This is a genomic window from Kitasatospora arboriphila (assembly GCF_039528095.1).
Taxonomy (GTDB): domain Bacteria; phylum Actinomycetota; class Actinomycetes; order Streptomycetales; family Streptomycetaceae; genus Kitasatospora; species Kitasatospora arboriphila.
Window position 1 is genome coordinate 1 of the sequence record NZ_BAAALD010000103.1, and the last position, 26390, is coordinate 26390.

Here is a 26390-nt window from a genome sequence, read left to right on the forward strand (position 1 = left end):
CCCGCCGCGGCACCGCAGGCCGCGGCCGCGGAGGGCGCGCTCCCGCGCCGCACCAACCGCCGCCGGGCCGCGCCGCCCGCGCCCGGACGGCACGCCACCGAGCAGCCCGCCGCCGCCGTGCCGCAGCGTTCCGCCCGGGAGGCGCAGGCCTTCATGGCGCTCTTCCAGGCCGGCACCGCCAGCGGCCGGTCGGCCACCGGCCGTACCGCCCAGGACCAGCAGAACCCGCACCAGCAGAACCCGCAGCACCAGCAGGACCAGCAGCACGGAACTCCGGCCGAGCCCGCCCCCGGGCCGGCCGGGACGCTTCCCGCCTCCCCCCAACACCCCCTGCGCGCAGGAGAGTTCTATGACCACCAATCCTGATCTCGGCTGGCTTCTCGCGGACATCGTCGCCGTGCCCGAGGTGCGGCACGCCGTCGTCGTGTCCAACGACGGGCTGGAGATCGGCCGCAGTGCCAAGATCGGCCGCGACGACGCCGAACGGCTCGCCGCCGCCTGCTCCGGGCTGCAGTCGCTCGCCCGCGGCGTGGCGCAGGGCTTCGGCGGACCGGGCAGTGCGACCCGGCAGATCGTCGTCGAGTACGGCGGCGGCTACCTGTTCATCGTCGCCGCCGGGGCCGGCGCACACCTCGCGGTGGTGACCGGCGAGGCGGTCGACGCCGGCCTGGTGGCCTATCAGATGCAGGTGATGGTCGAACGGATCGGCACCCACCTGACCAGTCCGCCCCGGATCGAGCAGGCGGCCGGGGACGCGCGGTGAGCGGCCCGGTCCGGCCGTACGTGATCACGGGCGGCCGGAGCCGGCCCAGCCGGAACGTCCTGGCACTGGAGAGCCTGGTCTCCACCGTGCCCGGGGCGGACCTCGGCGAGGCCGAGCTCAACCGGGAACACCAGCGCATCCTGGCGCTCTGCGGGCGGTTGCTCGCGATCGCCGAGATCGCCGCCCACCTGCACCTGCCGCTCAGCGTGGTGAAGGTGCTGGTCGGTGATCTCTGGGACCTCGGCGCCGTCCAGGTCCTGCCCCCGGCGACCGCCGTCCACCGGTCGCCGGACGTCCCGCAGGCCGACCGCCTGCCCACGTCGCTCCTCGAGGAGGTGCTCGTTGGCCTCCGCCAACTCCGCTGAACCGTCCTATCTGCCCTCCACCGTGCAGGGCGCCGTCAAGGTCCTCGTCACCGGGCCCTTCGGCGTCGGCAAGACCACCCTCGTCGGGTCGCTCAGCGAGATCGCGCCGCTGCGCACCGAGGAGACCATGACCGCGGCCGGCGTCGGCATCGACGACCTCACCGGCCGGACGGGCAAGACCACCACCACCGTCGCCCTCGACTTCGGCCGGATCACCCTCAACCCGCAGCTCGCGCTCTACCTCTTCGGCACCCCGGGCCAGCAGCGCTTCTGGCCGCTGTGGGAGGACCTCTCGCGCGGTGCGCTCGGCGCGATCGCCCTGGTGGACACCCGCCGGATCGGCGAGAGCTTCGACGTGCTCGGCCAACTGGAGGAACAGGGCATCCCGTTCGCCGTGGCGGTCAACGTCTTCCCGGACACCGTGCGCCACTCCGAGCAGGAGCTGCGCGACGCGCTCGACCTGCTGCCCGACGTGCCGATCCTGCACTGCGACGCCCGCGACCGGCAGGCCGCCTACGACGTGCTGATCGACTTCGTCGCCCATCTGCACGCCACCGCCGTACTGGAGCTCCAGCCATGACCAGTCCCCTGCCGGAGACCGACCCGGTGCCGCCGCCCGGCTGCCCGATGCACCGGGCCGGCGGCGGCCGCCCCGCGCCGCTGTACGGCCCGGCGGTCTCCGACGACCCGCACGGCCTGTACGCCCGGCTCCGCGAGCAGTACGGGCCGGTCGCCCCGATCGAGCTGGAGCCGGGCGTCGAGGCCTGGCTCGTCCTCGGCTATCCCGAGCTGCTCGAACTCACCCGCAACGAGGCGCTGTTCTCCAAGGACTCGCGGCGCTGGCGGGTCGCCCGGGAGGGCCGGCTGGCCGCGGACTCCCGGCTGCTGCCGATGACCGCCTGGCGGCCCACCCTGCTCAACCTGGACGGCGCCGAGCACCAGCGGCTCCGCTCGGCCGTCGCCGACACGCTGTCGAGGATCGACCACCGGCAGCTGCGCACCACCACCGAGGCGGCGGCCAACGCGCTGATCGACGGCTGGGGCCCGGACGGCACCGCCGACCTGATCGCCCAGTACGCCCGCCGGCTGCCGCTGCTGGTCTTCACCCAGCTGCTCGGCCTGCCCGCCGAGGCCGGCCCCCACCTGATCGAGCTGATCAGCCACTTCGTGGACAGCAGCGAGAAGTCGGTGCGGGCCAACGCCGAGTTCCAGGCGATCCTGGTCGACCTGGTGCGGCGCCGCCGCGAGCAGCCCGGCGCCGACCTCACCTCCTGGCTGCTGGCGCACCAGGCGGGCCTGACCGACGAGGAGGCGGTGCACCACCTGGTGGTGATCCTCGTCGCGGGCAACGAGACGACCATCAACTGGACGGGCAACGCACTGCGGCTGCTGCTGACCGACCGCCGCTTCCGCTCCACGCTGACCGGCGGGCGCCTCAGCGTCTCGGACGCCCTGGACGAGGTGCTCTGGCGGGACCCGCCGACGCAGAACTTCCCCGGCCGGTGGGCGACCGGCGACACCGTGCTCGGCGGCCAGTACATCAGCGCCGGCGACATGCTGGTGCTCGGCCTCGCCGGGGCGAACGCGGACCCCGCGGTGCACGGCCCGGACGGCATCGGCGGCAACCGGGCGCACCTCGCCTGGGGCGCCGGCCGGCACGTCTGCCCGGCCCAGCACCCGGCCCGGCTGATCGTCGAGACCGCCGTCGAGACCCTGCTGCACCGGCTGCCGGACCTGCAGCTCGCCGTCCCGGCAGCCGAGTTGAAGTGGCGGCCGTCGCCCTGGTCGCGCGCCCTGGTCGACCTGCCGGTGCTGTACAGCGCGTTCTCCCCGCCCCGCCCCGCCGCGTCCGAAAGGCCGACATGGACACCGCCGACCGCCCCACCCCCGTCAGACTCGACCCCTTCGGACGCGACCAGCACACCGAGAACGCCCGGCTCCGGGAGGCCGGGCCGGCGGTCCTGGTGGAACTCCCTGGCGGGGTGGTGGTCTGGGCGATAACCCACCACGACACCCTGCAGGAGCTGCTCGCGGACCCGCGGGTCGGCAAGAACGCGCAGCTGTGGACGACCTTCCGCGAGGGCCGGCTGCCCGAGGGCTGGCCGCTGCTGAACTTCGTCACGGTACCCGGCATGGTCACCGCGGACGGCGCCGACCACCGCCGGCTGCGCGGCCTGGTCACCCAGGCGTTCACCCCGCGCCGGATCGCCGAGCTGGCGCCCGCGGTCGAGGCCCGTGCCGAGCGGCTGCTCGACGGACTGGCCGGCCTGGAGGGCGAGTTCGACCTGCGGGAGCACTTCGCCTACCCGCTGCCGATGCAGGTCATCGGTGAACTCCTCGGCTTGGACGTGACGCAGCAGGACGAGCTGCACGAGCTGTCCGACACCCTGGTGTCCAGCTCGGCGACCCCGCAGGCCGCGATCGCCGCCCAGCAGGGCCTGTTCGCGCTGCTCGGCTCGGTGATCGCCGCCAAGCGGGAGAAGCCGGGCGACGACCTCACCACCGACCTCATCGCCGCCCGCGAGGAGGGAGACCGGCTCTCCGAGCAGGAGCTGGTGGGCACCCTGCTGCTGATGCTGGTCGCCGGGCACGAGACCACGCTGAACCTGATCACCAACGCGGTGCGGGCGCTGCTGGCCCACCCGGACCAGCTGCGGCTGGTGCTGGACGGGAAGGCCACCTGGTCGGCGGTGGTCGAGGAGACCCTGCGGTACGACTCGCCGGTCGGCCAGTTCCCGCTGCGCTACGCGGCCGAGGACATCGAGGTCGGCGGGGTGCTGATCCGCCGCGGAGAGGCGCTGCTGGCCTCGTACGCGGCCGCCGGGCGGGACTCGGGGCACCACCCGGAGGCGGACCGGTTCGACGTCACCCGGGCGCCGTCCCGGCACCTGTCCTTCGGGCACGGGCCGCACTTCTGCCTGGGCGCCGGGCTGGCCCGGCTGGAGGCGGAGACGGCGCTGCGCGGGCTGTTCGGCCGCTACCCGACCCTGGTGGCGGCGGACGGTCCGGCCCCCGAGCCGATCGCCTCGTTCGTCTCCAACAGCGTGCGGAAGCTGCCGGTGCGGATCGGCTGACGCCGTCCGGACCCGCCAGGAGTGGTCTCCGAGGGGCACTCGGGGGCGGTTCAGGGGCGCGGGGAACTGCGCAGTCCGGGGCTGGGCATCGTGACGAATTCGGGCAAGGCCCTGGTTCGTACGGTGAGCCGCATCCGAATCGCGCAGTTCTCCCCCAGCCTTCGGCCGGGAGATACCCCCACGCGCCCCTGAACCGACCGTCCGAGCGCCCTTCGAAGAGAACTCCTAGGCCGGGGTGATGCGGCCGTGGACGAGGCGGACCAGGGCGGCGTGCACGTCGTCGAGGCTGCGGTCGGGCTGGAAGGCCAGCCAGTCGAGGGCGACCACCAGCACCATGCCGAACAGCGCCGAGGCGATCAGCTGGGTGTCGAGGTCGTCCGAGAGCAGGCCCTCGCCGACGGCCTCGTCGAGCACGGCGGCGACCACGGCGACGGCGCTGTCGCGCATCATCCGCAGCGACTCGTGCCAGGCCCGGTTGGTGCGCCAGGTCTCGGCGACGAACAGCTGCGCGAAGGACGGGTAGGCGGCGATGAAGACCAGGCCGGCCCGGATCATCGCGTCGAGGCCCTCCATCGGAGGTCTGCCCTCGGCGGCCTCCCGCAGCGAGTCGGTGAGCAGCCCGGTGCCGTGCTTGAGCAGGCCCTCGAACAGCTCGGTCTTGCTGGCGAAGTTGTAGTAGACGGTGCCCTTGGCCACCTGGGCGCGTTCGGCGATCTCGTCGACGGTGGTGGCGGAGAAGCCCTTCTCGGCGATGAGGGTGACGGCGGCCTCGTACAGCTTCTGCCGGGTCGCGCTGCGGCGTTGGCTCATGGGTGCTTCCGGAGGGTGGGGGACGCCGACGCCGACGGGCGCCGGGTGGGTGGGGAACGAAGAATGCCGGGCGCGCGGATCGTACCGCGCGCCCGGCAGGGTCCTGCGGAGTGTCAGAGGGACAGCTCCGGGTGCAGCCGGGAGAGCGTCCAGACCTGGCGGCGGCGGGCGGTCAGCACGGTGAGCGCGAGCGCGCCGGCCCAGAAGGCGGCGAGCACGGCGCTGCCCGTCCACACGACGGTGAGGTCGCCGCCGCTGATCAGCCTGCGCAGTCCGGCGACCACGTAGGTCATCGGCAGGAAGGGGTGGATCGCGTTGAAGAAGCCGGGGCTGGACTCGACCGGGTAGGTGCCGCCGGCCGAGGTGAGCTGCAGCATCAGCAGGGCGAGGGCGAGCAGCCGGCCGGCCGGGCCGAACCGGGCGTTGATCCACTGCATCAGGGCGGTGAAGCAGAGCACGGTGAGCGCGAGGTAGCCGAGCAGGCCGGCCGTCCGCTCCGGCTGCAGGCCGAGGCCCCAGTGCAGCACGCCGATCAGCGCGGCGGCCTGGGCGAGGCCCATCGCGGCGGCGGGCAGCCAGCCGGCCAGTGCCACCCGCCAGGAGGGGGCGTTGCCGGCGAGGGCGCGCGGGCCGAGCGGGCGCATCAGCATGTAGGTCACCATCGCGCCGACCCACAGCGCGAGCGGAACGAAGTACGGGGCGAAGCCGGTGCCGTAGTTGGGCGCCTTGTTGAGCTCCTGCCGGGCGAGGGCGACGGGGTCGCTCATCGCGGCGGTCCGGGCGGCGCGCTGGCCGTCGGTGTAGTCGGGGATCTTCGCGGCGCCGTCCTGCAGTCCGGCGGCGAGCCGGCCGGAGCCGTCGGCGAGGGTGCCGAGGCCGTCGTCGAGGCGGGCGGCGCCGTCGGCGAGCTGTCCGGTGGCGGAGTCGAGGTCGGCCATGCCGGTGGAGAGCCGGTAGATGCCGCCGGAGAGGCGGTGGGCGCCGTCGTCGAGGCGGCCGAGGCCGCTGTCGAGGCCGCGGATGCCGGTGAGGGCGGCGGCGGTGCCCTGCTTGATCTTCGCGGCGCCGTCGGCGACCGCGTGGGCGCCGTCGTCGAGGCGGTGCAGGTCGGCGACCTTGGCGTCGAACTTCGCGGCGAGGTCGGGGTCGGCGAGCTTCTGGGCGGCCTTCTGCACGTCGTCGGCGTAGGCCGCGACCTCGTCCAGCTTGGGCGTCGCCCGGTGGATCAGGGCGTCGGTGTCCTCGGCGGCGGTGACCAGGCGGTGGCCGATCTTCGAGAGCTCGGCGTCCTCCCGGCAGTCGCCGGCGTCGTGGCCCGGGGCGGCCGTGCCGCCGGGGCAGTCCCGGGCGTACCTGGCGTCGATCTCGCCGGACACCTTGCGGGCGTCGGCGAGGACGGCCGCGGAGCGGGCGGGCAGGTCCTTCAGGTCGGTGGAGAGCTTCGCGGCGGCCTCGGCGGTGAGCCGGGCGGCGGTGCGGATCTGCTCCGGGTAGGTGTGCAGCACCGGGGAGATCTTGCGGGCCAGCGGGTCGACCTCGTCGGTGAGCTGCTGGGTGCCGTCGGCGACCTGCCGGGCGCCGGTGGTCAGTCGGGCGAGGCTGTCGTCGATCCGGGCGATGCCGTCGTCAAGGCTGCTGCTGCCCTGCTTGGCCTTGTCCAGGCCGTTGGCGAGGTCGGCGGCGCCGGTGCGGGCGTCGCGGCCGCCGGCGGCGAGCTGCTCGGTGCCGTCCTTGGCGCGGGCGGTGCCGTCGGCGAGCTTCGCCGAGCCGTCGTGGGCCCGGTTGGCGCCGTCGGCGAGCTGGTGGGCTCCGGTGGCGGCCTGCGCGGTGCGGTCGTGCAGGTCGGAGAAGCCGAGGAAGATCTTGTCGTAGAACCCGGCGGAGGCCTTGGCGCTGGCGGCGGCCCGGACTTCCCCGAACACCGTCTTGGAGATCGATCCGACGACGTAGTTGTTGGAGTCGTTGGTGCGCACCTGGAGGGTGCCGCGCTCCGGGTGGTCGCCGTTGCTGCTGGCGATGCCGGCGCTGAAGCCGGCGGGGACGGTGAGGGTCAGGTAGTAGCGGCCGGTGGCGAGGCCCTTCTCGGCGTCGGCGGCGGTGGTCTCCTGCCAGTCGAAGGTGTGGCTCTGGCGGAGCCTGGCGGTCAGGTCGTGTCCGGCGTCGACCCGGTTGCCCTCGACGGTGACGGCGCGGTCCTCGTTGACGAGGGCGACCGGCAGCTTGTCGAGGCGGCCGTACGGGTCCCAGAACGACCAGAGGTAGAGCGCGCCGTAGAGCAGCGGGAGCAGCAGCAGGGCGGCCATCGCGGCGCGGGGCAGCCGGCCGCGGGAGAAGCGGCCGAACTCCAGGCGGGCCAGGCTAAGCGCGCGCATCGGCGGCCTCCTCCTCGGGTGCCGCGGCGGTCCCCGCGGGATCGTCGGTGCGGGTGGTGCGCGCGATCAGGTCGGCGAGGCCGGCGGCGCGTCCGGCGTCGGTGGTGGTGGCCAGCACGGTGGTGCCGCGGTCGGCGACGTCGCGGAGCAGCTGCCAGGCGGCGCCGCGGGCGGTGTCGTCGAGGCGGTCGTCGATGTCGTCGGCGCAGAGCAGCCGGGGCCCGCCGATCAGGGCGAGCGCGGTCGAGAGCCGCAGGCGGTCGAGTGCGCCGAGCTCCCGGGCGGGGGTGTGCAGCCCTTCGGGGAGGGTCGCGGGGTCGAGGCCGGCGGCGGCGAGCGCCTCGGCGGCCCGCCGGTCGGTGCCGCGGCGCACCAGGGGGGCGAACGGGCGTCCGTGCAGGTGGAGCTGTTCGCGCAGGTGGGCGGCGACGCTGAGCGCCGGGTCGGGCTCGTTGACGCCGGGGACGGGGCCGAGGGCGGCGATCCGGCGGACCTTGGCGGCGTGCCGGGGCAGTTCGAGGCCGTCGACGGCGGCGCTGCCGCCGGTGGGGCGCATCCGTCCGGCGAGGGTCAGCAGCAGGGAGGTGCGGCCGGTGCCGGCCTCGCCCTCCAGCGCGACCAGGGCGCCGGGTGGCGCCTCGAATCCGACGTCCCGGTAGACCCAGCCCCGTGCTCCGCGCAGTGACAACGCCTCGGCGCGGACGGCGGCCCCGGTGGTGTTCCGGTCGGCCATGGCGCCCCTCCCCCGTTTTTGAACTGACCAGTCAGTTCAAATATAGGGGCACCGCGGGCCCGGTCCCCACCGGACCGGGCCCGACGGACTGTGAGATGGCTTACGGCTGCCCCGGATCGGCGGCCGGACACCTCCGGGACCGACCCTCAGGCCTGCTTCGGGGCCGGGCTCAGCCGGGAGGTGATGGCGATCCGGTTCCACGAGTTGATCGCGATGATCAGGGCGATCAGCTGCGCCAGCTCCTGCTGGTCGAAGTGCTTGGCGGCCTCGTCGTAGACGGCGTCCGGCACGTGCCCCTGGGTGACCAGGGTGACGGCCTCGGTGAGGGCGAGGGCGGCGCGCTCGCGGGCGGTGTACCAGGGCGCCTCGCGCCAGGCCGGCAGGGTGGCGAGCCGGTGCTCCTGCTCGCCGCCCTTGCGGGCGTCGGTGGTGTGCATGTCCAGGCAGAACGCACAGCCGTTGATCGCCGAGGCGTGGATCTTGACCAGCTCCGCCAGCGCGGGCTCGATCCCGGCCCGGGCGGCGCGGTCCAGGTCGATCATGGCGCGGTAGAAGCCGGCGGCCTGCTCGGGCAGCGAGATCCGCTGGACGGGGGCGGGGACGTAGGCAGTCTCGTTGGTGGTCATGGGTCCCACGCTAGGAGCGAAGTGGCCCGCGGGTGTGGTTCATTGGCGGTATGGAATCCTGGGCCACTTTCGGCGGCGACCTGCACCTCGACCTGACCGCGGGGCGATCCCGGGGCCTGGGCCTGCGGGCCGCCCTGGAGGACGCGCTGCGCGAGGCCGTCCGCACCGGGCGGCTGCCCCGGGGCACCCGGTTGCCGTCCTCCCGGGAGCTCTCCCGCGACCTCGGGATCGCCCGGAACACCGTTGCGGAGGCGTACGCCCAGCTCTCGGCCGAGGGCTGGCTGGCCTCCCGGCAGGGCTCGGGCACGGTGGTGGCGGACCGCGGCACCCCGTCCGTGCCGGCCCCCGCCTCCCCGGCGCCGCGCACCCCGGCCGTCCGGCACGACCTGATGCCGGGCCGTCCGGACGTCTCGCGCTTCCCGCGCTCCGCCTGGCTGGCGGCCGCCCGCCGGGCCCTGGCCACCGCCCCGCACGAGGCCTTCGGGTACACCGACCCGCGCGGCCGGATCGAGCTGCGGCGCGCCCTGGCCGGCTACCTCGCCCGGGTCCGCGGCGTGCGGACCGACCCGGAGCGGCTGCTCGTCTGCGCCGGCTACACCCAGGGCCTCGGCCTGCTCTGCGAGGTGCTGCGCGAGCAGGGGGTGGGCACCGTCGCGGTCGAGGAGTACGGGCTGCCGCCTCAGCTGGAGGTGCTGTCCGCCAAGGGCCTGGCCACCGCGGCCCTGCCGCTGGACGCCGGCGGCGCCCGCACCGACCTGCTGGCCGGCACCGGCGCCGGGGCGGCGGTGCTCACCCCGGCGCACCAGTTCCCCACCGGGGTGCCGCTGCGGGCCGCCCGGCGGGCGGCCGCCGTCGCCTGGGCGCGGGAGAGCGGCGGGCTGGTGGTGGAGGACGACTACGACGGGGAGTTCCGCTACGACCGCCAGCCGGTCGGCGCGATGCAGGCGCTGGACCCGGAGCGGGTGGTGCACGCGGGCACGGTGAGCAAGAGCCTGGCGCCGGGCCTGCGGATCGGCTGGCTGGCGCTGCCGGCCGCGCTGGTCGGCCCGGTGGCCCGCCGCAAGGAGCTGGCGGACGGCCAGTCCGGGGTGATGGACCAGCTGACCCTGGCCGAACTGATCGCCTCCGGCGCCTACGACCGGCACGTGCGGCGCAGCCGGCTGCAGTACCGGCGGCGGCGCGACCGGCTGGTGGCGGTGCTGGCGGAGCGGGCGCCGGAGGTCCGGGTCACCGGCATCGCGGCCGGGCTGCACGCGGTGCTGGAGCTGCCGCCCGGCTCGCTGGACGAGGAGGAGCTGCGCCGGCAGGCCGCCTGGCTGGGCCTCTCGCTGAACACCCTGGGCTGGTGCCGGACCCCGTCCGCGGGCCCGGAGCCGGAGCGCCCGCCGGCCCTGGTGATCGGCTACGGCACCCCGTCGGACCGGGCCTTCGAGCCCGCCCTGGACGCGCTCTGCACCCTGATCCGGCTCTCGGCGCCCGGGCCGTGAGGTGCCGTCAGCCGTTCTTCCGGGAGCCGATCTCGAAGAGCAGGATGACGAAGCCGGCGAAGACGTGCGTGGCGACCATGTAGATCGAGGCGCGGATCAGCACCCGGCGGTCGGTGCGCCGGCCGGCGTCGGTGGTGGTGGGCTTGCTCATGTCCGTCCTCCTGGGGTGTCGGGCCGGTCGAACGCCGGTCAGATCCGGGGTGCGTCGCCGAGGCACAGGTCGCCGCCGGGGCTCTGCAGCAGGGTGTGCAGGAACAGCAGCTCGACCCCGCCGGGCGTGTCGGCGGCGATGCAGTGCGGGGTGAGCGAGTCGAAGTGCGCCGAGTCGCCCTCGTCGAGGTGGTGGACGTTCTCGCCGAGGGTGAGCCTCAGCCGCCCGCGCAGCACGTAGAGCCACTCCTCGCCGGGGTGCACCCGGACGACGGCGTCCTGCACGCTCGGCGGCACCTGGACGCGCAGTGCCTGCAGGGCGCGGCCTGGCGCGCCAGCCCGCCGGTAGCCCCAGCCGCCGGCCAGCCCGGGCTCGATGGCGCCGCCGCGGACCACCGGGTCGGGCTCTCCGGGCTGCTCGCCGAGCAGCCCGGAGACGGTGGTGCCGTAGGCACGGGCGAGACCGAGCAGCACGGGCAGCGAGGGCTGCCGCCGCCCGGTCTCCAACCGCGACAGATAGGCTGGGGAGAGGCCGACCCGGGCGGCAGCGCCCTCCAGGGTCAGCCGCCCGGCCGTCCGGTGCTCGCGCAGTCGCGCGCCGAGGCCCGCGACCTCCTGGTCGTCCGTCATGCGACCAGTCCACACCCGTCGTGCCTGCCGGGCAAGAAATTTGCCCCAGAGGCAAACCGCTCGACGTCTCAGCCGATCAGCGCCGGCTCCTCCTCCGTGCGGACGGCCCCGCCCCGCTCGCCGCCGGCGTTCTGCCCGGCCGTCCGCGGGCGGTGCTTCGGCAGTGCCCCCATCAGCAGGAACACCAGCAGCAGGCCGCCGGCCACCCACCAGAGCGAGGCGGTGAACGCGGCCGTGAACGCCCGGCCGTCGGCGAGTTCGGCCGGCGCCGCACCGTCGACCACGCCGAAGAAGGCCACCGAGGTCAGGCCGAGGCCGAGCGCCACGCCCAGCTGGTTCACCGTGTTGACCAGGCCGGAGGCGGAGCCGGCGTGCTCCCGCGGCACCTCGGAGAGCACCGCGTCCGTCAGCGGCGCCACGATCAGGCCCATCCCGGCGCCCATCACCACGAGCGGCGCCGCCATCTGCCAGGGGGTGATGCCGGTGCCCAGCCACTCGGCGAGGACGAGGTACAGGAGGGTGCCCGCCGCCATCACCAGCGCGCCCGCCCGCAGCACCCCGCGGCCGAACCGCGGCACCAGCTTCTGCACCGAGAGCCCGGCGGCGGTGGAGACCGCCAGCGAGAACGGCAGGCCGGTCAGTCCGGCCCGCATCGGGCTCCAGCCGAGGCCGAGCTGCATGTAGAGCGTCCAGACCAGGAAGAACACGCCGCAGGCGGTGCCGTGGCCGAGCTGCACGCCGATCCCGGCGGCGAAGCTGCGCACCCGGAACAGCGAGAGCTCCACCAGCGGGGAGCCGTCCCGGCGGGACTTGGCCCGCTCGTACCGGACGAACAGCGCCAGCACGGCGAGGCCGCCCGCCATCACCGCGTAGCCCCACAGCGGCCAGCCGAGCTCCCGGCCCTGGGTCAGCGGGTAGAGCACCATCAGCAGGCCCGCGCTGGCCAGTGCCATGCCGACCAGGTCCAGCCGGAGCGCCTGCGGCGCCTTCGACTCGTCGATGAAGACCCGGCCGAGCAGCAGTCCGGCCACGCCGACGGGCAGGTTGACCAGGAAGATCGGGCGCCAGCCGAGGCCGGCCACGTCCCACTCGGTGAGCAGCGCGCCCAGCAGCGGCCCGGTCACCGCGCCCAGGCCCACCATCGCGCCGAACAGGCCGAAGACCTTGCCGCGCTCCTCGGCGGGGAAGCCCGCGTGGACGATCGCCAGCACCTGCGGCACCATCAGCGCGCCCGCCGCGCCCTGCAGCACCCGCGCCGCGACGAGCACGTCCGGCCCGGTCGCGAGGCCGCAGAGCGCGGAGGCGGCGGTGAAGCCGGCGATGCCCAGCAGGAAGAGCCGCTTGCGTCCGTAGATGTCGCCGAGCCGGCCGCCGGTGATCAGGCCGACCGCGAAGGCCAGCGCGTAGCCGGCGCTGATCCACTGCAGCGCGCTGAACGAGGCGCCGGTCTCCTCCCGGATGCTCGGCATCGCGATGTTCACGATGGTGACGTCCACCAGGTCCATCAGGCTGGCCGTCATCACCACGGCGAGCGCGAACCAGCGCCTGCGGTCGGGACGTTCGGGGGTCATGGTGCTCCTCGGAAGCGCGTGGGACGGGTCTCGGGGGTCCTCGGGGGAACACCTCCGACGCTAGGCCGCGATTAGGCCGGATCCTGACCGCAATGTGCGCGAGACTCGGGGCCATGACCGACACACCCGCGCGGCTGCTGTCCCTGCTGTCGCTGCTGCAGACCCCGCGCGAATGGCCCGGCGGCGAACTCGCCGACCGGCTGGGCGTCAGCCCGCGCACCGTCCGGCGCGACGTCGAGCGGCTGCGCGACCTCGGCTACCCGGTGGAGGCCACCCGCGGCCCGGTCGGCGGCTACCGGCTGGTCGCCGGCACCGCGATGCCCCCGCTGCTGCTCGACGACGAGGAGGCGGTGGCGATCGCCGTCGGCCTGCGGACGGCCGCCGGGCACGCCGTGGACGGCATCGAGGAGGCGTCCGTCCGGGCCCTCGCCAAACTCGTCCAGGTGCTGCCGTCCCGGCTGCGGCACCGGGTCTCCGCGCTCGACACCGCGACCGTCCCGATGCTGCCCGGCGACGGCCCCCGGATCGACCCCGAGGACCTGGCCGTGCTCGCCTCCGCGGTCGCCGCCGGGGAGAAGGTCCGCTTCGGCTACCGGGCCCGCGACGACGCCGAGACCCGCCGCCTCGTCGAACCGCAGCGCCTGGTCTCGGCCGGTCGGCGGTGGTACCTGGTCGCCCACGACACCGACCGGGACGACTGGCGGCTCTTCCGCGTCGACCGGATCTCCGCCCCGCAGCGGACGGGGCTGCGCTGCGCCCCGCGCGAGCTGCCGGGCGGGGACGCCGCGGCCTTCGTCGCGGCCCGGCTGGCCGGCCCGGCCCGCTCCTACCGCGCGGTCGCCACCCTGCACCTGTCGCACGCGGAGGCCGTGCGCCGCCTCCACCCGGGCGCCGGCGAACTGGAGCCGCTGGACGGGCAGCGCTGCCGGCTGCGCACCCGGGCCGACCCGCTGGAGTGGCTGGCCGTCCGGCTGATCACCCTGGGCTGCGAGTTCGAGGTGCACGAACCCCCGGAGCTGGTCGAGCACCTGCGCGTCCTGGCCGGCCGCGCGGCCCGCGCGGCCGGGTCGGCGGACTGAGCGTCAGGGCCGCGGGACGTTCCGCAGGTTCGACCGGGCCAGGTCGATCATCCGGCCCACGCCGCCGGAGAGCACGGTGCGGCCGGCGGCCAGGGCGAAGCCGCGGAGCTGGGCGGCGGTGATCTTCGGCGGGACGGCCAGGGCGTTGGGGTCGGTGACCACGTCGACCAGGGCCGGGCCGGGGCGTTCGAGCGCCTCGGCGAGCACCTCGCGGACCTTGGCCGGATCGGTGACCCGCTTGGCGGGGATGCCGGCCGCCCGGGCGATGGCGGCGTAGTCGACGTCGCCGTTGTCGACCTCCCACTCGGGGTAGCCGCTGACCAGCATCTCCAGCTTGATCATGCCGAGCGCGCCGTTGTTGAAGACGACGGTCTTGACCGGCAGCCGGTGCTTGGCGACGGTGAGCAGTTCGCCGAGCAGCATGCCGAGCCCGCCGTCGCCGGACATCGAGACCACCTGCCGCCCGGGAAAGGCCAGTTGGGCGCCGATGGCGTGCGGCAGGGCGTTCGCCATGGAGCCGTGCAGGAAGGAGCCGATCACCCGGCGGCGGCCGTTGGGGGTGAGGTAGCGGGCCGCCCAGACGTTGCACATCCCGGTGTCGACGGTGAAGACGGCGTCGTCGGCGGCGACCTCGTCGAGCACCGAGGCCACGTACTCGGGGTGGATCGGGGTGTGCTCCTCGATGTCCCGGGTGTAGGCGCCGACGACGGTCTCCAGGGCCTTGGCGTGCCGGGCCAGCATGCCGTCGAGGAAGCGGCGGTCGGAGCGCTGGGCGAGCAGCGGCAGCACGGCCCGCAGGGTGGCCGACACGTCGCCGTGCACGGCGAGTTCGAGCGGGACGCGGCGGCCGAGCCGGGTGGCGTCGTGGTCGACCTGGATCACCCGCCGGGTCGGCAGGAAGGAGTCGTACGGGAAGTCGGTGCCCAGCATCAGCACCAACTCGGCCTCGTGCAGCGCCTCGTGGCAGGCGCCGTAGCCGAGCAGGCCGCTCATGCCGACGTCGTAGGGGTTGTCGAACTGGATGTGCTCCTTGCCGCGCAGCGAGTGCCCGATCGGGGCCAGCAGGGTGGCGGCGAGCTTCATCACCTCCTCGTGGGCGTCGCGGCAGCCCGCGCCGCAGAACAGCGTGACGGTGGCGGCCGACTCCAGGGCCACGGCGAGCCGCTGGACCTGGCCCCAGGGCGGGGCGGCGACGGCCTGCTCGGTCAGGAAGGACGAGCTGCCGGTGGGGCCGGCCGCGGGCAGCGCGGCGACGTCCCCGGGGAAGGCCAGCACCGCGACGCCGCGCGCCCCGAGGGCGTGCTGCACGGCCACCCGGATCAGCCGCGGCAGCTGCGCGGGGGTGGAGACCGTCTCGCAGAAGCCGCTGCAGTCGGTGAACACCCGCTCGGGGTGCGTCTCCTGGAAGAAGCCGGTGCCGATCTGCCCGGACGGGATGTGCGAGGCGAGCGCGAGGACGGGGACGCCGCTGCGCTGGGCGTCGTAGAGGCCCTGGACGAGGTGGGTGTTGCCGGGCCCGCAGGAGCCGGCGCAGACCGCGAGCCGGCCGGTGAGTTCGGCCTCGGCGGCGGCCGCGAAGGCACCGGCCTCCTCGTTGCGGACGTGCACCCAGGAGATCCCCTCGGCGCGCCGGATGGCGTCGACCACCGGGTTGAGGCTGTCGCCGACCACGCCGTAGACCCGCTCGACCCCGGCCTGCCGGAGCACCTCGACCATCTGTTCGGCCACACTGCCCACGGGGTCCGCCCTCCGGTCGCCGGTCACAGGTCGCCACCACCCTGCGACGGCGGACCGCGGCGGGCACCCCGTCCGCGGCGAACGGGTGAGGGCTCAGGTCACTCGGCGGGCAGGTGCTCGATCGGCTGGGTGTGCACACCCGCCTGCGGGTGCCGCCGGGCCGGTTCGCGGCCGGGCGGCTGGGTGCACCGCTCGGGCGGCACCTCGGCGACCGTGGTGGGCCGGTGCAGCGGCGAGCCGGCCTTCACCTCCAGCACCTCGCCGTCGTGCTGCACCTGGATGCTCTCGCCGCGCTTGAGCGTGTAGGTGGTGGCGGCGTGGGTGATCTCGACCCGCAGCAGGTTGTCCCGCACCCGCAGCGCGAAGGAGAGCCGGCGCAGCCCGGAGGGCAGCCGGGGCCGGAAGGAGAGCCGGCCGCCGCGGTCGCGCAGCCCGCCGAAGCCCGCCACCAGGGCGATGCAGGCGCCGGCGAGGGAGGCCATGTGCAGGCCGTCGCGGGTGTTGCCGCCGAGGTCGTGCAGGTCCATCAGGGCGGCCTCGGCGGTGTAGTCGTACGCCAGGTCGAGCTGGCCGACCTCGGCGGCGATGACCGCCTGGGTGCAGGCCGAGAGCGAGGAGTCCCGGACGGTGAGGCGCTCGTAGTAGGCGAAGTTGCGGGCCTTCTGCTCGTCGGTGAAGGCGTCCCCGCGGACCTGCATGGCGAGCACCAGGTCGGCCTGTTTGACGACCTGCTTCCGGTAGAGGTCGAAGTACGGGTAGTGCAGCAGCAGCGGGTAGTTCTCGGCCGGGGTGCTCTCGAAGTCCCACAGCTGGTGGTCGGTGAAGCCGTCGGCCTGCGGGTGCACGCCGAGGTTCTCGTCGTAGGGGATGAACATCGCGGCGGCGGCGTCCCGCCAGGCGGCGGCCTCCTCGGTGTCGACGCCGAGGAGGCCGGCCTCCAGCGGGTGCCGGGTGGCGGCCTCGGCGGCGGCGCGCAGGTTGGTCTGTGCCATGAGGTTGGTGAAGACGTTGTTGTCGGCGACGGCGCTGTACTCGTCGGGGCCGGTGACGCCCTCGATGCGGAACCGGCCGGCCGGGTCGTGGTGGCCGAGCGAGCGCCACATCCGGGCGGTCTCGACCAGGAGTTCCAGGCCCCAGGTGCGCTCGAACTCGACGTCGCCGGTGGCGTGCACGTAGCGGACGACGGCGGCGGCGATGTCCGCGCCGATGTGGAAGGCCGCGGTGCCGGCCGGCCAGTAGCCGGAGCACTCCTCGCCGCGGATCGTCCGCCAGGGGAAGACCGCGCCGGCCAGGCCGAGCTGGGCGGCGCGCTCGCGGGCCATCGGCAGTGTGGTGTGCCGCCAGCGCAGCGCCTGGTCGACGGCGGTGGGCAGGCAGTAGGTGAGCACCGGGAGGACGAAGGTCTCGGTGTCCCAGAAGCTGTGGCCGTCGTAGCCGGGACCGGTGAGGCCCTTGGCGGGGATCGCCCGCTCCTCGCTGCGGGCACCGGCCTGCAGCACGTGGAACAGCGCGAAGCGGACGGCCTGCTGGAGCTCGACGTCGCCCTCGACCTCGATGTCGCTGCCGCCCCAGAATTCGCCGAGGAAGCCCTTCTGCTCGGCGACCAGGCCGTCCCACCCGGTGTAGCGGGCGGCGGTCAGCGCGGCCTCCACCTGGTCGCGGACGGCGGGCAGCGAGCGGGTGGCCGACCAGCCGTACGCGACGAACTTGACCAGCCGCAGCCGCTCGCCGGCCTGCAGCACGGTGGTGACGCTGATCCGGCCCTGCTGCTCGGTGGCCTCGGCGGTGGCCTCGAAGCGGTCCGGGCCCTCGATGAGGTGGTCCATGCCGGCGGCGACCCGCAGGCCGCTGTACCGGGTGCGGTGCACCAGCACGGCCTTGGTGCCGACCGCCTCGTGCGCCTCGGCGACCAGCGGCGCCTCCAGCACGGCGGCGGCCCGCGGGTCGCGTTCGCCGTCGGGGAGCTGCTCGTTGGCGACCAGTTCGGACTGCAGCACGATCCGGACGGGCCCGTCGACCGCCTCGACGGTGTAGTCGAAGGCGGCGACCGCGCGCTGGGTGAGCGAGACCAGCCGCGCGGAGGAGACCTTGACGGTCCGTCCGGCCGGGGAGGTCCACTCGGCGGTGCGGCGCAGCACGCCGTCCCGGAAGTCCAGGCTGCGCTGGTGCTGGTGCAGGTCGCCGTAGCGCAGGTCGAAGGGCTCGTCGTCGACCAGCAGCCGGATGATCTTGCCGTTGGTGACGTTGATGACGCTCTGGCCGGACTCGGGGTAGCCGTAGCCGCTCTCCGCGTAGGGCAGCGGGCGCAGCTCGAAGACGCCGTTGAGGTAGGTGCCGGGCAGGCCGTGCGGCTCGCCCTCGTCGAGGTTGGCGCGCAGGCCGATGTGGCCGTTGGAGAGGGCGAAGACGGACTCGGCGCGGGCCAGTCCGGCCAGGTCGAGGCCGTGCTCGACCACGCCCCAGGGGTCGATGGCGAAGGTGTCCTGGCCGTTCACCGCGCCTCCCCGGGTCCGTCGGGGAGCAGGTCGGCCAGGTCGCCGACGACGAGGTCGGCGCCGTGCGCGCGGAGCTCCTCGGCCTGGCCGACCCGGTCGATGCCGACCACCGTGCCGAAGCCGCCGGCCCGGCCGGAGGCGACGCCGGCCAGCGCGTCCTCGAAGACGGCGGCGTGCTCGGGCGCGGTGCCGAGCTCCCGGGCGGCGGCCAGGTAGGTGTCGGGGGCGGGCTTGCCGGCGAGGTGGTCGCGGTGCGCGGTGATGCCGTCGACCACCACGTCGACCAGGTCGTCGATGCGGGCGGCCCGCAGCACGTCCCGGCAGTTGGCGCTGGAGGAGACCACGGCCCGCGGCAGGCCGAGGTCGCGCAGCCGGCGCAGGTAGGCGACGGAGCCGGGGTAGGGCTCGACGCCCTGCTCGCGGATCATCTGCAGCACGGTGTCGTTCTTGGCCCGGCTGAGCCCCTGCAGGGTGCGGGTGCCGGGGGCGTCCTGCTCGTCGCCCTCGGGCAGGTGGATGCCGCGCGACTCGAGGAAGCCCCTGGTGCCGTCGAGGCGCGGCCGGCCGTCGACGTACTCGTCGTAGTCGGCGACCGGGTCGAAGGGCACGAAGGGTGCGCCGGTGCGGTCCGCCTCGGCGCGCAGGAAGGTGTCGAACATGTCCTTCCAGGCGGCGGCGTGCACGGTCGCGGTCTGCGTCAACACGCCGTCCAGGTCGAAGAGGAAGGCGTGGATGTCGTCCGGAAGCCCCAGCATGGCTGCAAGTCTTGCCGGTTCGGCCGCCGATATGCCGCCCATTCGCGGTCCGGCGTGTTGGACCCGCGCGGCGGGCGGCCGGCGGCCGCGGCGGTCAGGCCGGTGTGATGACGGCGAAGGCGGCACCCTGCGGGTCGGCGACCAGGGCGGAGCGGCCGGCCGGGCCGTCGGCGGGCGGGACGAGGACGGTGCCGCCGGCCTTGACCAGGGCGTCGACCGTGCTGTCCGTGTCGTCGGCGGCGAACCAGACCCGCCAGTGCGAGGGGCTGCCCGGCGGATCCGTCTGCAGACCGGTGACGCCGCCGACCGTCCGGCCCTCGACCTTGATGCCGAGGTGGCCGGGCATGCCCGCGATCTCGGCGGTCTCCGCCCCGAAGACCGCTCCGAGGAACGCGGAGGCGGCCCCGACGTCGCTGGTGTGCAGGTCGTTCCAGGTGAGGGCGCCGGGCTCGTTGACGACGTGGGCGCCGAAGAAGTCCAGCGGCTGCCAGACCCCGAAGACGGCCCCGGTCGGGTCGCTGGCGACCAGCATCCGGCCGACGGTGCCGACGTCCACGGCCGGCATCAGCGTGGTGCCGCCGGCGGCGTCGACCGCGGCGCGGGTGGCGTCGGCGTCGTCGGTGGCCAGGTAGGTCGTCCAGACGACCGGTGGCAGCGGCTCGCCCGCGGGGACCGTCTGCGGGCCGATGCCGGCCACCGGACGGCCGTTCAGCGAGCAGATCGCGTAGCCGCCGAACTCGGCCGGTCCGACCTCGCCCTGCCAGCCGAACAGGTCGCGGTAGAAGTCGAGGGCGGCCTGCTGGTCCCCGGCCATCAGGTCGACCCAGCAGGGGGTGCCGGGCCGGTAGCGGGCGGTTACCTCGGGCATCGTGCCTCCCTGGGGACGGGTCCGGCCCCGTGCGCGCGGGGCACCCCCTCGGACCACCCTTCCGGGTGACACCGCGGCCCGCCACCGGAGCGGGCCGCGGCATCGGCGGTGCCGGTCAGCGGCCGCGCCGCAGCGGGTTGATCACCCCGAACGCGCCGGTCAGGGTGGACGGGTCGACGAAGGAGCCGCCCGGGCCGTGGGTGCGCCGGAAGTTCTCGGCGAGGCCCGAGAAGGACGGGTCCACGGCGGCCCGGTAGGCGGCGAGCATGTTGACCCGCTCCGGGGTGGAGAGCTCGCGTTCGGCGCGCAGCTCGTGGCTGCGGGACAGGTGGTACATGCCCTCGACGGTGTAGCCGGCGTCCAGCCAGCCCTGCCAGAGCGCGTCGCGGTCGTCCTCCTGCCCGGCGAAGTGGTGCAGGGCGCGCGGGCGGGGCTCGGTCGGGGCCGCGGCGGCGGGCAGCGGCTCGGTGCGCAGGGCGACCCGGCGGCCGCACAGGTAGAGCACCGCGACGCCCTTGCGGACGCAGAAGTTCAGCGCCTCGGCGGCCTGGTCGACGACCGCCTCGCCCTTGTCGTTCAGCGAGGTGTTGCAGAGCACCGGCACGCCGGTGGCGGCCCGGAAGGCGTCGAGCGCGCGGTGCAGCAGCGGGTTGGACGCGGCGGTGACGGTCTGGTGCCGGGCGGAGCCGTCCAGGTGCACGATCGCCGGGACGAGCGCCCGGACCTCGGGCCGGACCTGCACCGCCTCCAGCATGTACGGCGACTCGCGGTCGCAGGCGAACCAGTCGGCGGCGTGCTCGGCCATCACCATCGGGGCGACCGGGCGCCACCACTGGCGGCGCTTGTACTCGTTGAGGAGGTCCTTGACCTTGGTGGAACGCGGGTCGCCGAGCAGGCTGCGGTGGCCGAGGGCGCGCGGGCCGAGCTCGGCCCGGCCGTCGACCCAGGCCACGACGCCGTCGGAGACGTCGGCGACGAACTGCTCGGGGTCGAAGTCGGTGACGGACGCGATCCAGGGGGCGAACTCGGCGAGCGCCTCCTCGGTGTCGCGCACCTCGCGGCCGAAGTAGGCGGAGTCGATCCGCAGTTCGGCGCCGTCCAGCAGGCCCGCGCCGTACAGGCCGAGCAGGCCGAGGCCGATGCCCTGGCCGGAGTCGTTGGCGCACGGCGGGGTGATCAGGCTGCGGAAGCCGAAGCGGTCCATCAGCAGCGTGTTGGTCGGGCAGTTGAGCGCGTAGCCGCCGGTGGTGGCGAGGTGGGTGTCCTCGGCACGGATGCCGCCGGCCTCCAGCAGGCGCTCGACGTTGCGGATCGCGACCGCCTCGCAGCAGCGCTGGACGACCTTCATCACCGCGCTGCGCAGGTTGTCCTCGGCGCTGAGCGCCGGATCGGGCGCGGCCCCGCCGAGCTGCCGCTCGGCCTCGGCGACGATCTCGCGGACGAGGTCGTGCGCGGCCTTCCACGGCTGGGTGGCCGAGCCGCCGAAGAACGTGACGTCCCGGACGCCGGCCTCCGCGTCGAAGGCGATCGAGGTCTCGGAGGCGGAGGCCAGCGCCATCAGCGAGCCCGGCTCCAGGCCGAAGACCGTCTCGGCGGCGGTGTAGAGCGGCCCGGGCGACTCCACCGGCAGGAAGGTGACGGCACCGGCCTTCACCACGCAGCCCGCGTACCAGTAGCGGTTGGGCCGGGTCTCCTGCGCGTAGTCCGGCAGCGCGTCGATGGCGAGGCCGACGATCTGCTCCTCGCGGAACAGCCGGGTGTCGCGCAGGATGCCGCTGAAGAGGTGGGCGAGGCTGTGCACCGGGAAGTCCTCGGCGCCGGACGGCTTGGGCACCGGGCGGTCGCCGGGCAGGCCGGGCGTGCCCCAGCAGGCGGTGACCTCGGCGGGGGTGAGCCCCTCCTCGGCGAGCAGGGCGGCCAGGAAGTCGGTGGCCCGCCCCTCGGTGTACAGCGGCCAGAAGTGGTGCTTCTGGCCGCTCACGCGCTCCAGCTCCCACACCCGGACCAGGTCGACGCGGTCGCCGTCGCGGCGCCAGAGCGCGACGTTCTGGTCGTGGCGCACCGAGAAGACCGCGCCCGGGCCGGGCGGGGTGAGATAGGCGGACAGGAAATGCTCGGCCACGGTTCCCTCTTTCCTCTGGCTGCCAGGACGAGGCGATTTCCCCCGGCGCCTGCGAACGACCCGGCCATTGGAACACCGGGCCGAGCGGCCGGTCCATGCTGAATTGCCGTGTTACGTACCGGCACTGACGTCTGTACGCATGTGCGTATCCGGTGGGGGAGAGCGATTTCAACGACCGTTCCGGTCGGCTTTGCCGCGGATTTGCGCGCGGGGTCAGAGCCAGCCGCGGCGGCCGGCGTACAGCCCGGCCTCGAAGCGGCTGCGGGCACCGAGCCGGTCCATCAGGTCCGCCATCATCCGGCGGACGGTGCGCAGCGACAGGCCGAGGTGCTTGCCGGCCGCCTCGTCGGTGTAGCCGCGGCCGAGCAGCCGGAGCAGTTCCTGCTCCTGTCGGGTCAGGCCCTGCTCGTCGCGCTCGCGCGGGGCGCCGAAGGGGGCGGCGTCGGCCCACACCTGCTCGAAGAGCGACACCAGCGCGGTGATCACACCGGTGGAGCTGATCTGCACGGCGCCCTTGCGGGTGTTGGCCGGGTCGATCGGCACCAGCGCCACCGACCGGTCGAAGATGATCATACGCAGCGGCAGGGCGGGCACCGTCCGCACCTGACCGCCGAGCTCGGTGAGCCATTCGGCGTGCCGGGTGGTGGCCCGGTCCTTGCGGACGCTGTCCAGGTAGATGGTGCGCATGACCACGCCCCGGCCCAGCGCCTGGCTGTTCAGGGGGCGGCTGGCCTGCAGCGATGTCGCGGACTGGGTGCCGCCGGGGCTGAACGACAGGCACTCGGAGGAGATCGAGGAGGTCAGCTCCTCCAGCCGGGCCTGGACGGTGGTCATCCCGATCAGCCGCTCGATCCGGTTGTCCTCCTCGCTCGCCGACTCGTCGCGGTACTCGGCGAGCAGCGCGGTGATGGCGGCCTGACCCTCCTCGAAGCGGAGCTGGTTCTCCTGCTGCAGCGACTCGTTGTACTGGAGCAGCGCGGGCAGGCCCACCCTCGGGTCGACCGGCCGCAGCCCGCCGGGATCCTCGCCGGGCACCTCGTCGGAGGGTCTCAGCAGGCGGAGCGCGGCCAGGTGGTCCAGCGCCGCGCGCACCTGGCCCTCCGTCAGGCCGAGCTTGCGCATCAGCCCCTCGACCCCGATCCGATGGTCCGTCAGCATGATCCTGTAGACCGCTTGCGCCGCGCTGTCGATCTCCTGCATCGTCGAACCCCACCTGCCGCCATGTCCCCGTCCCGGCACTCGGCCGGGCATGATGCCGGTCGATCATGCCAGGGCCGGGACAGTCCGGACAACCGAATGGTCGGGGCAGCCCGAATCGGCCGCGATCGCCTCACACATTCGCGTGGCACCAACCTGCCAGGCAGATCTTCATGCCGTCCTGAACACCTTCCGATACCTTCCGGGCTCCCGCAGACTTCTTGTTGTCGGGAGGCCGCCGGGCCTCTCCGCCAGGACCGGCCGTAAAGCGCGGAACGTCATCACGGTTGGATGACGGAGCGTGATCGATGAATGGCCGCGTTCCCGCTTCCGAAGCAGCAATTCGCATGGGGGAATCATGCTTTCCTGTACCAGGTACGCCGGGTCGGCCCTGCTCGCACTGGCCGTCTCCTTCGGGGTGCTGGCCGGCTCCGCCCAGGCCGCCCCGGGTCACCGTCCGTCGCCGACCGCCGGCACGGCCGCGGTCACCGCCACCGTCTCCGCCGAGATCGGCACCGCGCTCGACACGGTGCTGCCGGCGATCGAGCACGGCGCCCGGCTGCCGAAGATCGTCCTCAACGACGACATCCGCTGGGACTGATCCACCGTCAACCGGCCGGAGGCCGAACGAACGTGCACATGGCCACCGCCACCCTGGTCGGGCCTGCCTCCGGCGACGTCGTCGACGCCGCCCTGCTCGCCGCCCTGCTCCGCGCCACCGCCGAGGAGCACAGCGGACTCGAGCACCTGACCGTCGTCCCCCGTCCGGGCCGGACCGACGTGGTGCTCTTCTACACGGGCACCAGCCCCTGCGCCGCCGACGCGGCCGGCACCGACCTCTGCCGGCGCGCACTGCGCGCCGCGGCCGAACTCGGCCGCTGGAATCTCTGCCAGGACGGGTGAGACCACCCTCCCGCCCCGCCGTGCCGACCGGCCGACCGTCGGTGTGCGCAACGATCCGCCAGGAGATGCTGTGACGGTTATCGAGCCGATCGTGCTGAATTTCTTCGGCATCGACGTCGTCGTCGACGGCGCCGACCGGGACGCGGTCGCCTTCCACTTCGGTCCGCACACCGTCCGTCGGCCGCCCGCCCCCGACCACCTTCGGGTCGAGTTCGGCGGCACCGCCGGAACCGGCGAATTCCTCGTCCGCCGGGGCGACGGCACACCGCTGCTGCGGCGGGCCTTCCGCGGCTGGGGCAACGTGCCGCCGCCGCTGCCGCCGTTCGCGGTGCTGGCGGACCGCTTCCACCTCGTGCAGGCGGTGGTGCTCGCCCGGGGCGCCACCACCGTCGCCCTGATCGGCGGCCCCTACGCCGAGCAGGCCAACGTGGCGGCCGCCCTCGCGCACCGCTCCTGGGAGTTCGTCTCCGGCCGGCTGCTCGTCGTGGACCGCCGCACCGGCCAGGTGCTGCCGTACCTGGCACCGCTGGAGGTGCGCGGCAGACCCGCCGGCTGGCTGCGCGGCGCCGGGCTGCCCGACGGGCTCTGGCGCACCGTCACCTCGCCGACCGGCGCCGAGATCCTGCTGGTCCGGCCCGAATGCCTCGGACCGGTCGTCCCGGTGCGGGCCAGACCCGCCCCGCCGACCCTCGTCCGGCTCTGCCGCGGCACCGACGAAGGGGTCCGCCTGACCCCGTGGCGCGGCACCGTACCCGCCTGGCCGCCGGGGACGGCCGGACTCCCGGCCGACCTGCCCGCCCACCGCCTGGAGCTGCCGGGCGTGAGCGGCGCCGAGGAAGCGGCCGGGCTGATCGATCAGGGACTGACCCAGAAGGGCGAACCATGCCTCGACGTACCCGCTATTCCCCCGGCACGCCGTGCTGGGCTGACTGCATCACTCCGGACCTGACGGGCAGCCAGTCCTTCTACGCCGAACTCTTCGGCTGGGAGTACGTCCCCGAGACCCCCGGCTACCACCTGGCCGTCCTGCGCGGCGAGATCGTCGGCGGCTTCGGCGCCGCACCGGCCGGGACACCGCCGCGCGCCGCGTGGAACGTCTACCTGGCCACCAAGGACGCCGAACACACCTGCGCACTGGTCGGCCTGGCCGGCGGCCGGGTCGTCATGCCGCCCGTACCCGCCGGCGACAACGGCCGGCTCTTCCTCGCCGTCGACCCGGCCGGCGCCGCCGTCGGCTTCTGGGAGGGCCACCGGGCCGAAGGCGTGGTCGTCGCGGACGAACCGGGCGCCGTCAGCGGACACGAACTCCGCGTGCCGGACGCCACCCGGGCCGCCGCCTTCTACGGCGACCTCTTCGGCCACCGGACGGCACCCGGCGAGGAGGAACTGCACCTCGACGGCGCCCCCGTCGCCCGGCTCACCGAGGGCGACGCGGGCCGCCCGCTCTGGCTGCCCCACTTCGGCGCCGCAGACCCCGCGGACACCGCCCGGCTGGCCGTGGAACTCGGCGCCGAACCCGTCCGCCCCGCCGACGGCCGCCCCGGCCTGCCGGCCCTCCTCCGCGACCCGTGGGGCGCCGAATTCGGCCTGGTCCAGGCATAGGCAGGCACCTCGGGGGCGCGGGGACCTGCGACGATCACCCCAGGGGCGCGGGGAACTGCGCAGTCCGGGAGTGGGCATCGTGACGAATTCGGGCCGAGCCCTGGTCCGTTCGATGCACCACATCCGGATTGCGCAGTTCCCCGCGCCCCTGTTTTGGCTGGTCCCGGACTGCGCAGTTCCCCGCGCGTCCGTCAGAGGGCCTTGACCGCGGCGGCGAGTTCGGGGCGGCCCTTGATGGCGAGCTTGCGGTAGATGCGGCCGAGGTGGGTGTCGACCGTCCGCTTGCTGAGGCAGAGGCGCTCCGCGACCTCCAGGTTGCTGAGGCCCTGCAGCACCAGCTCGGTCACCCGTCGCTCGCTCGGCGTCAGCCGGACCGGTCCGGCGTCGCGGGTGCCGATGGCCGGGCCGCGGCCGTCCGCGGGCCGCGGCGGCCGGGCGTCCGCCCCGGGCAGCGGGTCGGCGGCGATGGTCCGGGCGGCGGCGTGTTCGCCGAGTGCCTGGTAGGCCTGGGCGGCGTGGGTGCGCCACGGAACGCAGGCCGGGTTGGCGATGCCGCGGGCGGCCAGTTGGTGCCCGCATTCGAGGAAGAGCCGCAGTGCTTCGGCGTGGTCTCCCCGGGCGGCGGCGAGGAGTCCGCGGGCCTCCAGCACCACGGCGCGCACCAGCGGGTGGGCGTCGGCGGGCAGGGCCGTCGCGGTGAGTGCGGCCGGGTCGGTGGGGCCGCCGCGGCGCAGTTGCGCGCGGGTCTTCAGGGCCCGTGCGGCGCAGGCGAGTTCGTCGGCGCGGACGCGGACGGCGAGCTGTTCGGCGCGTTCGGCGTCGGAGGCGGCCGCGTCGAGGTGGCCCTGCCGGTGGGCGATGTCGGAGCGGGCGAGCAGGGCGAGTGCGGCCTCGCCGTGGTGGTTCCAGCGCTGGGCGGAGCGGACCACCCGGCCGGCCCAGGCGGCGGCTTCGTCGAGGCGGCCGCTCCAGGCGAAGGCCATGGCGGCGCCGAGCACGGCGACCCGGGCCTCGGCGGGCGAGGTGCCGCGCACGGCGCGGGCGGCGCCGG

The 26390-nt window shown here is 74.6% G+C and carries 25 protein-coding genes and 1 pseudogene; 12 read left to right on the top strand and 14 right to left on the bottom strand.

Annotated features, from left to right (window positions below; genetic code table 11):
- The 6 genes and pseudogenes from ABD353_RS33395 to ABD353_RS33420 form a co-directional block, all read left to right on the top strand.
- A pseudogene (locus ABD353_RS33395) lies at nucleotides 1-366 on the top strand (hypothetical protein); the annotation flags it as partial.
- Nucleotides 350-763 (top strand): roadblock/LC7 domain-containing protein, encoded by a 414-nt coding sequence (locus ABD353_RS33400; RefSeq protein ID WP_344627443.1) that lies wholly within the window; start codon nucleotides 350-352, stop codon nucleotides 761-763. The pseudogene ABD353_RS33395 and the gene ABD353_RS33400, both read left to right, overlap by 17 nt.
- Nucleotides 760-1128: a DUF742 domain-containing protein gene (locus tag ABD353_RS33405; RefSeq protein ID WP_344627444.1), complete on the top strand. Its 369-nt coding sequence runs from the start codon at nucleotides 760-762 to the stop codon at nucleotides 1126-1128. The genes ABD353_RS33400 and ABD353_RS33405 overlap by 4 nt, the downstream gene beginning before the upstream one ends.
- Complete coding sequence (locus ABD353_RS33410; RefSeq protein WP_344627445.1) at nucleotides 1106-1708, top strand: GTP-binding protein; 603 nt, start codon at nucleotides 1106-1108, stop codon at nucleotides 1706-1708. Before ABD353_RS33405 ends, ABD353_RS33410 begins: the two co-directional genes overlap by 23 nt.
- Entirely contained in the window at nucleotides 1705-3129 is a 1425-nt protein-coding gene (locus ABD353_RS33415) for a cytochrome P450 (protein WP_344627446.1), read from the top strand. The genes ABD353_RS33410 and ABD353_RS33415 overlap by 4 nt, the downstream gene beginning before the upstream one ends.
- Entirely contained in the window at nucleotides 3093-4202 is a 1110-nt protein-coding gene (locus ABD353_RS33420) for a cytochrome P450 family protein (protein WP_344627447.1), read from the top strand. Before ABD353_RS33415 ends, ABD353_RS33420 begins: the two co-directional genes overlap by 37 nt.
- A 225-nt stretch (nucleotides 4203-4427) precedes the next feature.
- Here ABD353_RS33420 and ABD353_RS33425 read toward each other — a convergent pair whose 3' ends face one another.
- The 4 genes from ABD353_RS33425 to ABD353_RS33440 all read right to left on the bottom strand — a co-directional run bounded on the left by ABD353_RS33425 (nucleotide 4428) and on the right by ABD353_RS33440 (nucleotide 8743).
- Entirely contained in the window at nucleotides 4428-5012 is a 585-nt protein-coding gene (locus ABD353_RS33425; RefSeq protein WP_030271403.1) for a TetR/AcrR family transcriptional regulator, read from the bottom strand.
- Nucleotides 5013-5125: 113 nt separating this feature from the next.
- Nucleotides 5126-7384, bottom strand: a complete 2259-nt coding sequence (locus ABD353_RS33430; protein ID WP_344627448.1) for a YhgE/Pip family protein — start codon at nucleotides 7382-7384, stop codon at nucleotides 5126-5128.
- Nucleotides 7371-8117, bottom strand: a complete 747-nt coding sequence (locus ABD353_RS33435) for an ATP-binding cassette domain-containing protein (RefSeq protein WP_344627449.1) — start codon at nucleotides 8115-8117, stop codon at nucleotides 7371-7373. Before ABD353_RS33435 ends, ABD353_RS33430 begins: the two co-directional genes overlap by 14 nt.
- A gap of 146 nt (nucleotides 8118-8263) precedes the next feature.
- Entirely contained in the window at nucleotides 8264-8743 is a 480-nt protein-coding gene (locus ABD353_RS33440; RefSeq protein ID WP_344627450.1) for a carboxymuconolactone decarboxylase family protein, read from the bottom strand.
- Nucleotides 8744-8793: 50 nt separating this feature from the next.
- Here ABD353_RS33440 and pdxR point away from each other — a divergent pair, with 50 nt between their 5' ends.
- Nucleotides 8794-10230, top strand: a complete 1437-nt coding sequence (gene pdxR / locus ABD353_RS33445; protein ID WP_344627451.1) for a MocR-like pyridoxine biosynthesis transcription factor PdxR — start codon at nucleotides 8794-8796, stop codon at nucleotides 10228-10230.
- Nucleotides 10231-10237: 7 nt separating this feature from the next.
- Here pdxR and ABD353_RS33450 read toward each other — a convergent pair whose 3' ends face one another.
- The 3 genes from ABD353_RS33450 to ABD353_RS33460 all read right to left on the bottom strand — a co-directional run bounded on the left by ABD353_RS33450 (nucleotide 10238) and on the right by ABD353_RS33460 (nucleotide 12581).
- Nucleotides 10238-10381 (bottom strand): DUF6126 family protein, encoded by a 144-nt coding sequence (locus tag ABD353_RS33450; RefSeq protein WP_344627452.1) that lies wholly within the window; start codon nucleotides 10379-10381, stop codon nucleotides 10238-10240.
- A 38-nt stretch (nucleotides 10382-10419) separates the two neighbouring features.
- A complete protein-coding gene (locus ABD353_RS33455; protein WP_344627453.1) occupies nucleotides 10420-11010 on the bottom strand; it encodes a helix-turn-helix domain-containing protein in 591 nt (196 codons plus the stop codon).
- Between the two features lie 68 nt (nucleotides 11011-11078).
- Nucleotides 11079-12581, bottom strand: a complete 1503-nt coding sequence (locus tag ABD353_RS33460) for an MFS transporter (RefSeq protein WP_344627454.1) — start codon at nucleotides 12579-12581, stop codon at nucleotides 11079-11081.
- Between the two features lie 113 nt (nucleotides 12582-12694).
- Between ABD353_RS33460 and ABD353_RS33465 the strand changes: the two genes are divergently transcribed.
- Nucleotides 12695-13660, top strand: a complete 966-nt coding sequence (locus ABD353_RS33465) for a helix-turn-helix transcriptional regulator (protein WP_344627455.1) — start codon at nucleotides 12695-12697, stop codon at nucleotides 13658-13660.
- A 3-nt stretch (nucleotides 13661-13663) separates the two neighbouring features.
- Here the strand turns inward: ABD353_RS33465 and ABD353_RS33470 are convergent, their stop codons facing one another.
- The 6 genes from ABD353_RS33470 to ABD353_RS33495 form a co-directional block, all read right to left on the bottom strand.
- Nucleotides 13664-15397 carry a pyruvate dehydrogenase gene (locus ABD353_RS33470; RefSeq protein WP_344627456.1) on the bottom strand — a complete coding sequence of 578 codons (1734 nt, stop codon included), beginning with the start codon at nucleotides 15395-15397 and terminating at the stop codon, nucleotides 13664-13666.
- Between the two features lie 98 nt (nucleotides 15398-15495).
- Complete coding sequence (locus ABD353_RS33475) at nucleotides 15496-17892, bottom strand: glycoside hydrolase family 65 protein (RefSeq protein WP_344627457.1); 2397 nt, start codon at nucleotides 17890-17892, stop codon at nucleotides 15496-15498.
- Nucleotides 17889-18647: an HAD family hydrolase gene (locus ABD353_RS33480; RefSeq protein ID WP_344627458.1), complete on the bottom strand. Its 759-nt coding sequence runs from the start codon at nucleotides 18645-18647 to the stop codon at nucleotides 17889-17891. The genes ABD353_RS33475 and ABD353_RS33480 overlap by 4 nt, the downstream gene beginning before the upstream one ends.
- 94 nt (nucleotides 18648-18741) lie before the next feature.
- On the bottom strand, nucleotides 18742-19515 hold the full coding sequence (locus ABD353_RS33485) for a VOC family protein (RefSeq protein ID WP_344627459.1): 774 nt from the start codon (nucleotides 19513-19515) through the stop codon (nucleotides 18742-18744).
- 115 nt (nucleotides 19516-19630) lie between these two features.
- The gene (locus ABD353_RS33490) at nucleotides 19631-21637 is read right to left on the bottom strand and encodes a carbamoyltransferase C-terminal domain-containing protein (protein WP_344627460.1); all 2007 of its coding nucleotides are present in this window, start codon (nucleotides 21635-21637) and stop codon (nucleotides 19631-19633) included.
- Nucleotides 21638-21850: 213 nt separating this feature from the next.
- Nucleotides 21851-22837 carry a helix-turn-helix transcriptional regulator gene (locus ABD353_RS33495; RefSeq protein ID WP_344627461.1) on the bottom strand — a complete coding sequence of 329 codons (987 nt, stop codon included), beginning with the start codon at nucleotides 22835-22837 and terminating at the stop codon, nucleotides 21851-21853.
- A gap of 355 nt (nucleotides 22838-23192) precedes the next feature.
- Here ABD353_RS33495 and ABD353_RS33500 point away from each other — a divergent pair, with 355 nt between their 5' ends.
- From ABD353_RS33500 to ABD353_RS33515, 4 genes are all read left to right on the top strand, one after another.
- Complete coding sequence (locus ABD353_RS33500; RefSeq protein WP_344627462.1) at nucleotides 23193-23435, top strand: hypothetical protein; 243 nt, start codon at nucleotides 23193-23195, stop codon at nucleotides 23433-23435.
- Between the two features lie 38 nt (nucleotides 23436-23473).
- Nucleotides 23474-23737: a hypothetical protein gene (locus ABD353_RS33505; protein ID WP_344627463.1), complete on the top strand. Its 264-nt coding sequence runs from the start codon at nucleotides 23474-23476 to the stop codon at nucleotides 23735-23737.
- Nucleotides 23738-23807: 70 nt separating this feature from the next.
- Nucleotides 23808-24686 (top strand): hypothetical protein, encoded by an 879-nt coding sequence (locus tag ABD353_RS33510; protein ID WP_344627464.1) that lies wholly within the window; start codon nucleotides 23808-23810, stop codon nucleotides 24684-24686.
- Nucleotides 24620-25339 carry a VOC family protein gene (locus ABD353_RS33515; RefSeq protein WP_344627465.1) on the top strand — a complete coding sequence of 240 codons (720 nt, stop codon included), beginning with the start codon at nucleotides 24620-24622 and terminating at the stop codon, nucleotides 25337-25339. Before ABD353_RS33510 ends, ABD353_RS33515 begins: the two co-directional genes overlap by 67 nt.
- A 191-nt stretch (nucleotides 25340-25530) precedes the next feature.
- Here the strand turns inward: ABD353_RS33515 and ABD353_RS33520 are convergent.
- Nucleotides 25531-26390, bottom strand: an 860-nt coding sequence (locus tag ABD353_RS33520) for a helix-turn-helix transcriptional regulator (protein WP_344627466.1), incomplete at its 5' end; no start/stop codon positions are given.

Bases quoted from the DNA above. Each gene is read 5' to 3' on its own strand.
- ABD353_RS33400 (WP_344627443.1), top strand. From the start codon at position 350: ATGACCACCAATCCTGATCTCGGCTGGCTTCTCGCGGACATCGTCGCC.
- ABD353_RS33415 (WP_344627446.1), top strand. From the start codon at position 1,705: ATGACCAGTCCCCTGCCGGAGACCGACCCGGTGCCGCCGCCCGGCTGC.
- ABD353_RS33425 (WP_030271403.1), bottom strand. From the start codon at position 5,012: ATGAGCCAACGCCGCAGCGCGACCCGGCAGAAGCTGTACGAGGCCGCC.
- ABD353_RS33430 (WP_344627448.1), bottom strand. From the start codon at position 7,384: ATGCGCGCGCTTAGCCTGGCCCGCCTGGAGTTCGGCCGCTTCTCCCGC.
- ABD353_RS33435 (WP_344627449.1), bottom strand. From the start codon at position 8,117: ATGGCCGACCGGAACACCACCGGGGCCGCCGTCCGCGCCGAGGCGTTG.
- ABD353_RS33440 (WP_344627450.1), bottom strand. From the start codon at position 8,743: ATGACCACCAACGAGACTGCCTACGTCCCCGCCCCCGTCCAGCGGATC.
- pdxR (WP_344627451.1), top strand. From the start codon at position 8,794: ATGGAATCCTGGGCCACTTTCGGCGGCGACCTGCACCTCGACCTGACC.
- ABD353_RS33450 (WP_344627452.1), bottom strand. From the start codon at position 10,381: ATGAGCAAGCCCACCACCACCGACGCCGGCCGGCGCACCGACCGCCGG.
- ABD353_RS33455 (WP_344627453.1), bottom strand. From the start codon at position 11,010: ATGACGGACGACCAGGAGGTCGCGGGCCTCGGCGCGCGACTGCGCGAG.
- ABD353_RS33460 (WP_344627454.1), bottom strand. From the start codon at position 12,581: ATGACCCCCGAACGTCCCGACCGCAGGCGCTGGTTCGCGCTCGCCGTG.
- ABD353_RS33465 (WP_344627455.1), top strand. From the start codon at position 12,695: ATGACCGACACACCCGCGCGGCTGCTGTCCCTGCTGTCGCTGCTGCAG.
- ABD353_RS33480 (WP_344627458.1), bottom strand. From the start codon at position 18,647: ATGCTGGGGCTTCCGGACGACATCCACGCCTTCCTCTTCGACCTGGAC.
- ABD353_RS33485 (WP_344627459.1), bottom strand. From the start codon at position 19,515: ATGCCCGAGGTAACCGCCCGCTACCGGCCCGGCACCCCCTGCTGGGTC.
- ABD353_RS33495 (WP_344627461.1), bottom strand. From the start codon at position 22,837: ATGCAGGAGATCGACAGCGCGGCGCAAGCGGTCTACAGGATCATGCTG.
- ABD353_RS33500 (WP_344627462.1), top strand. From the start codon at position 23,193: ATGCTTTCCTGTACCAGGTACGCCGGGTCGGCCCTGCTCGCACTGGCC.
- ABD353_RS33505 (WP_344627463.1), top strand. From the start codon at position 23,474: ATGGCCACCGCCACCCTGGTCGGGCCTGCCTCCGGCGACGTCGTCGAC.
- ABD353_RS33515 (WP_344627465.1), top strand. From the start codon at position 24,620: ATGCCTCGACGTACCCGCTATTCCCCCGGCACGCCGTGCTGGGCTGAC.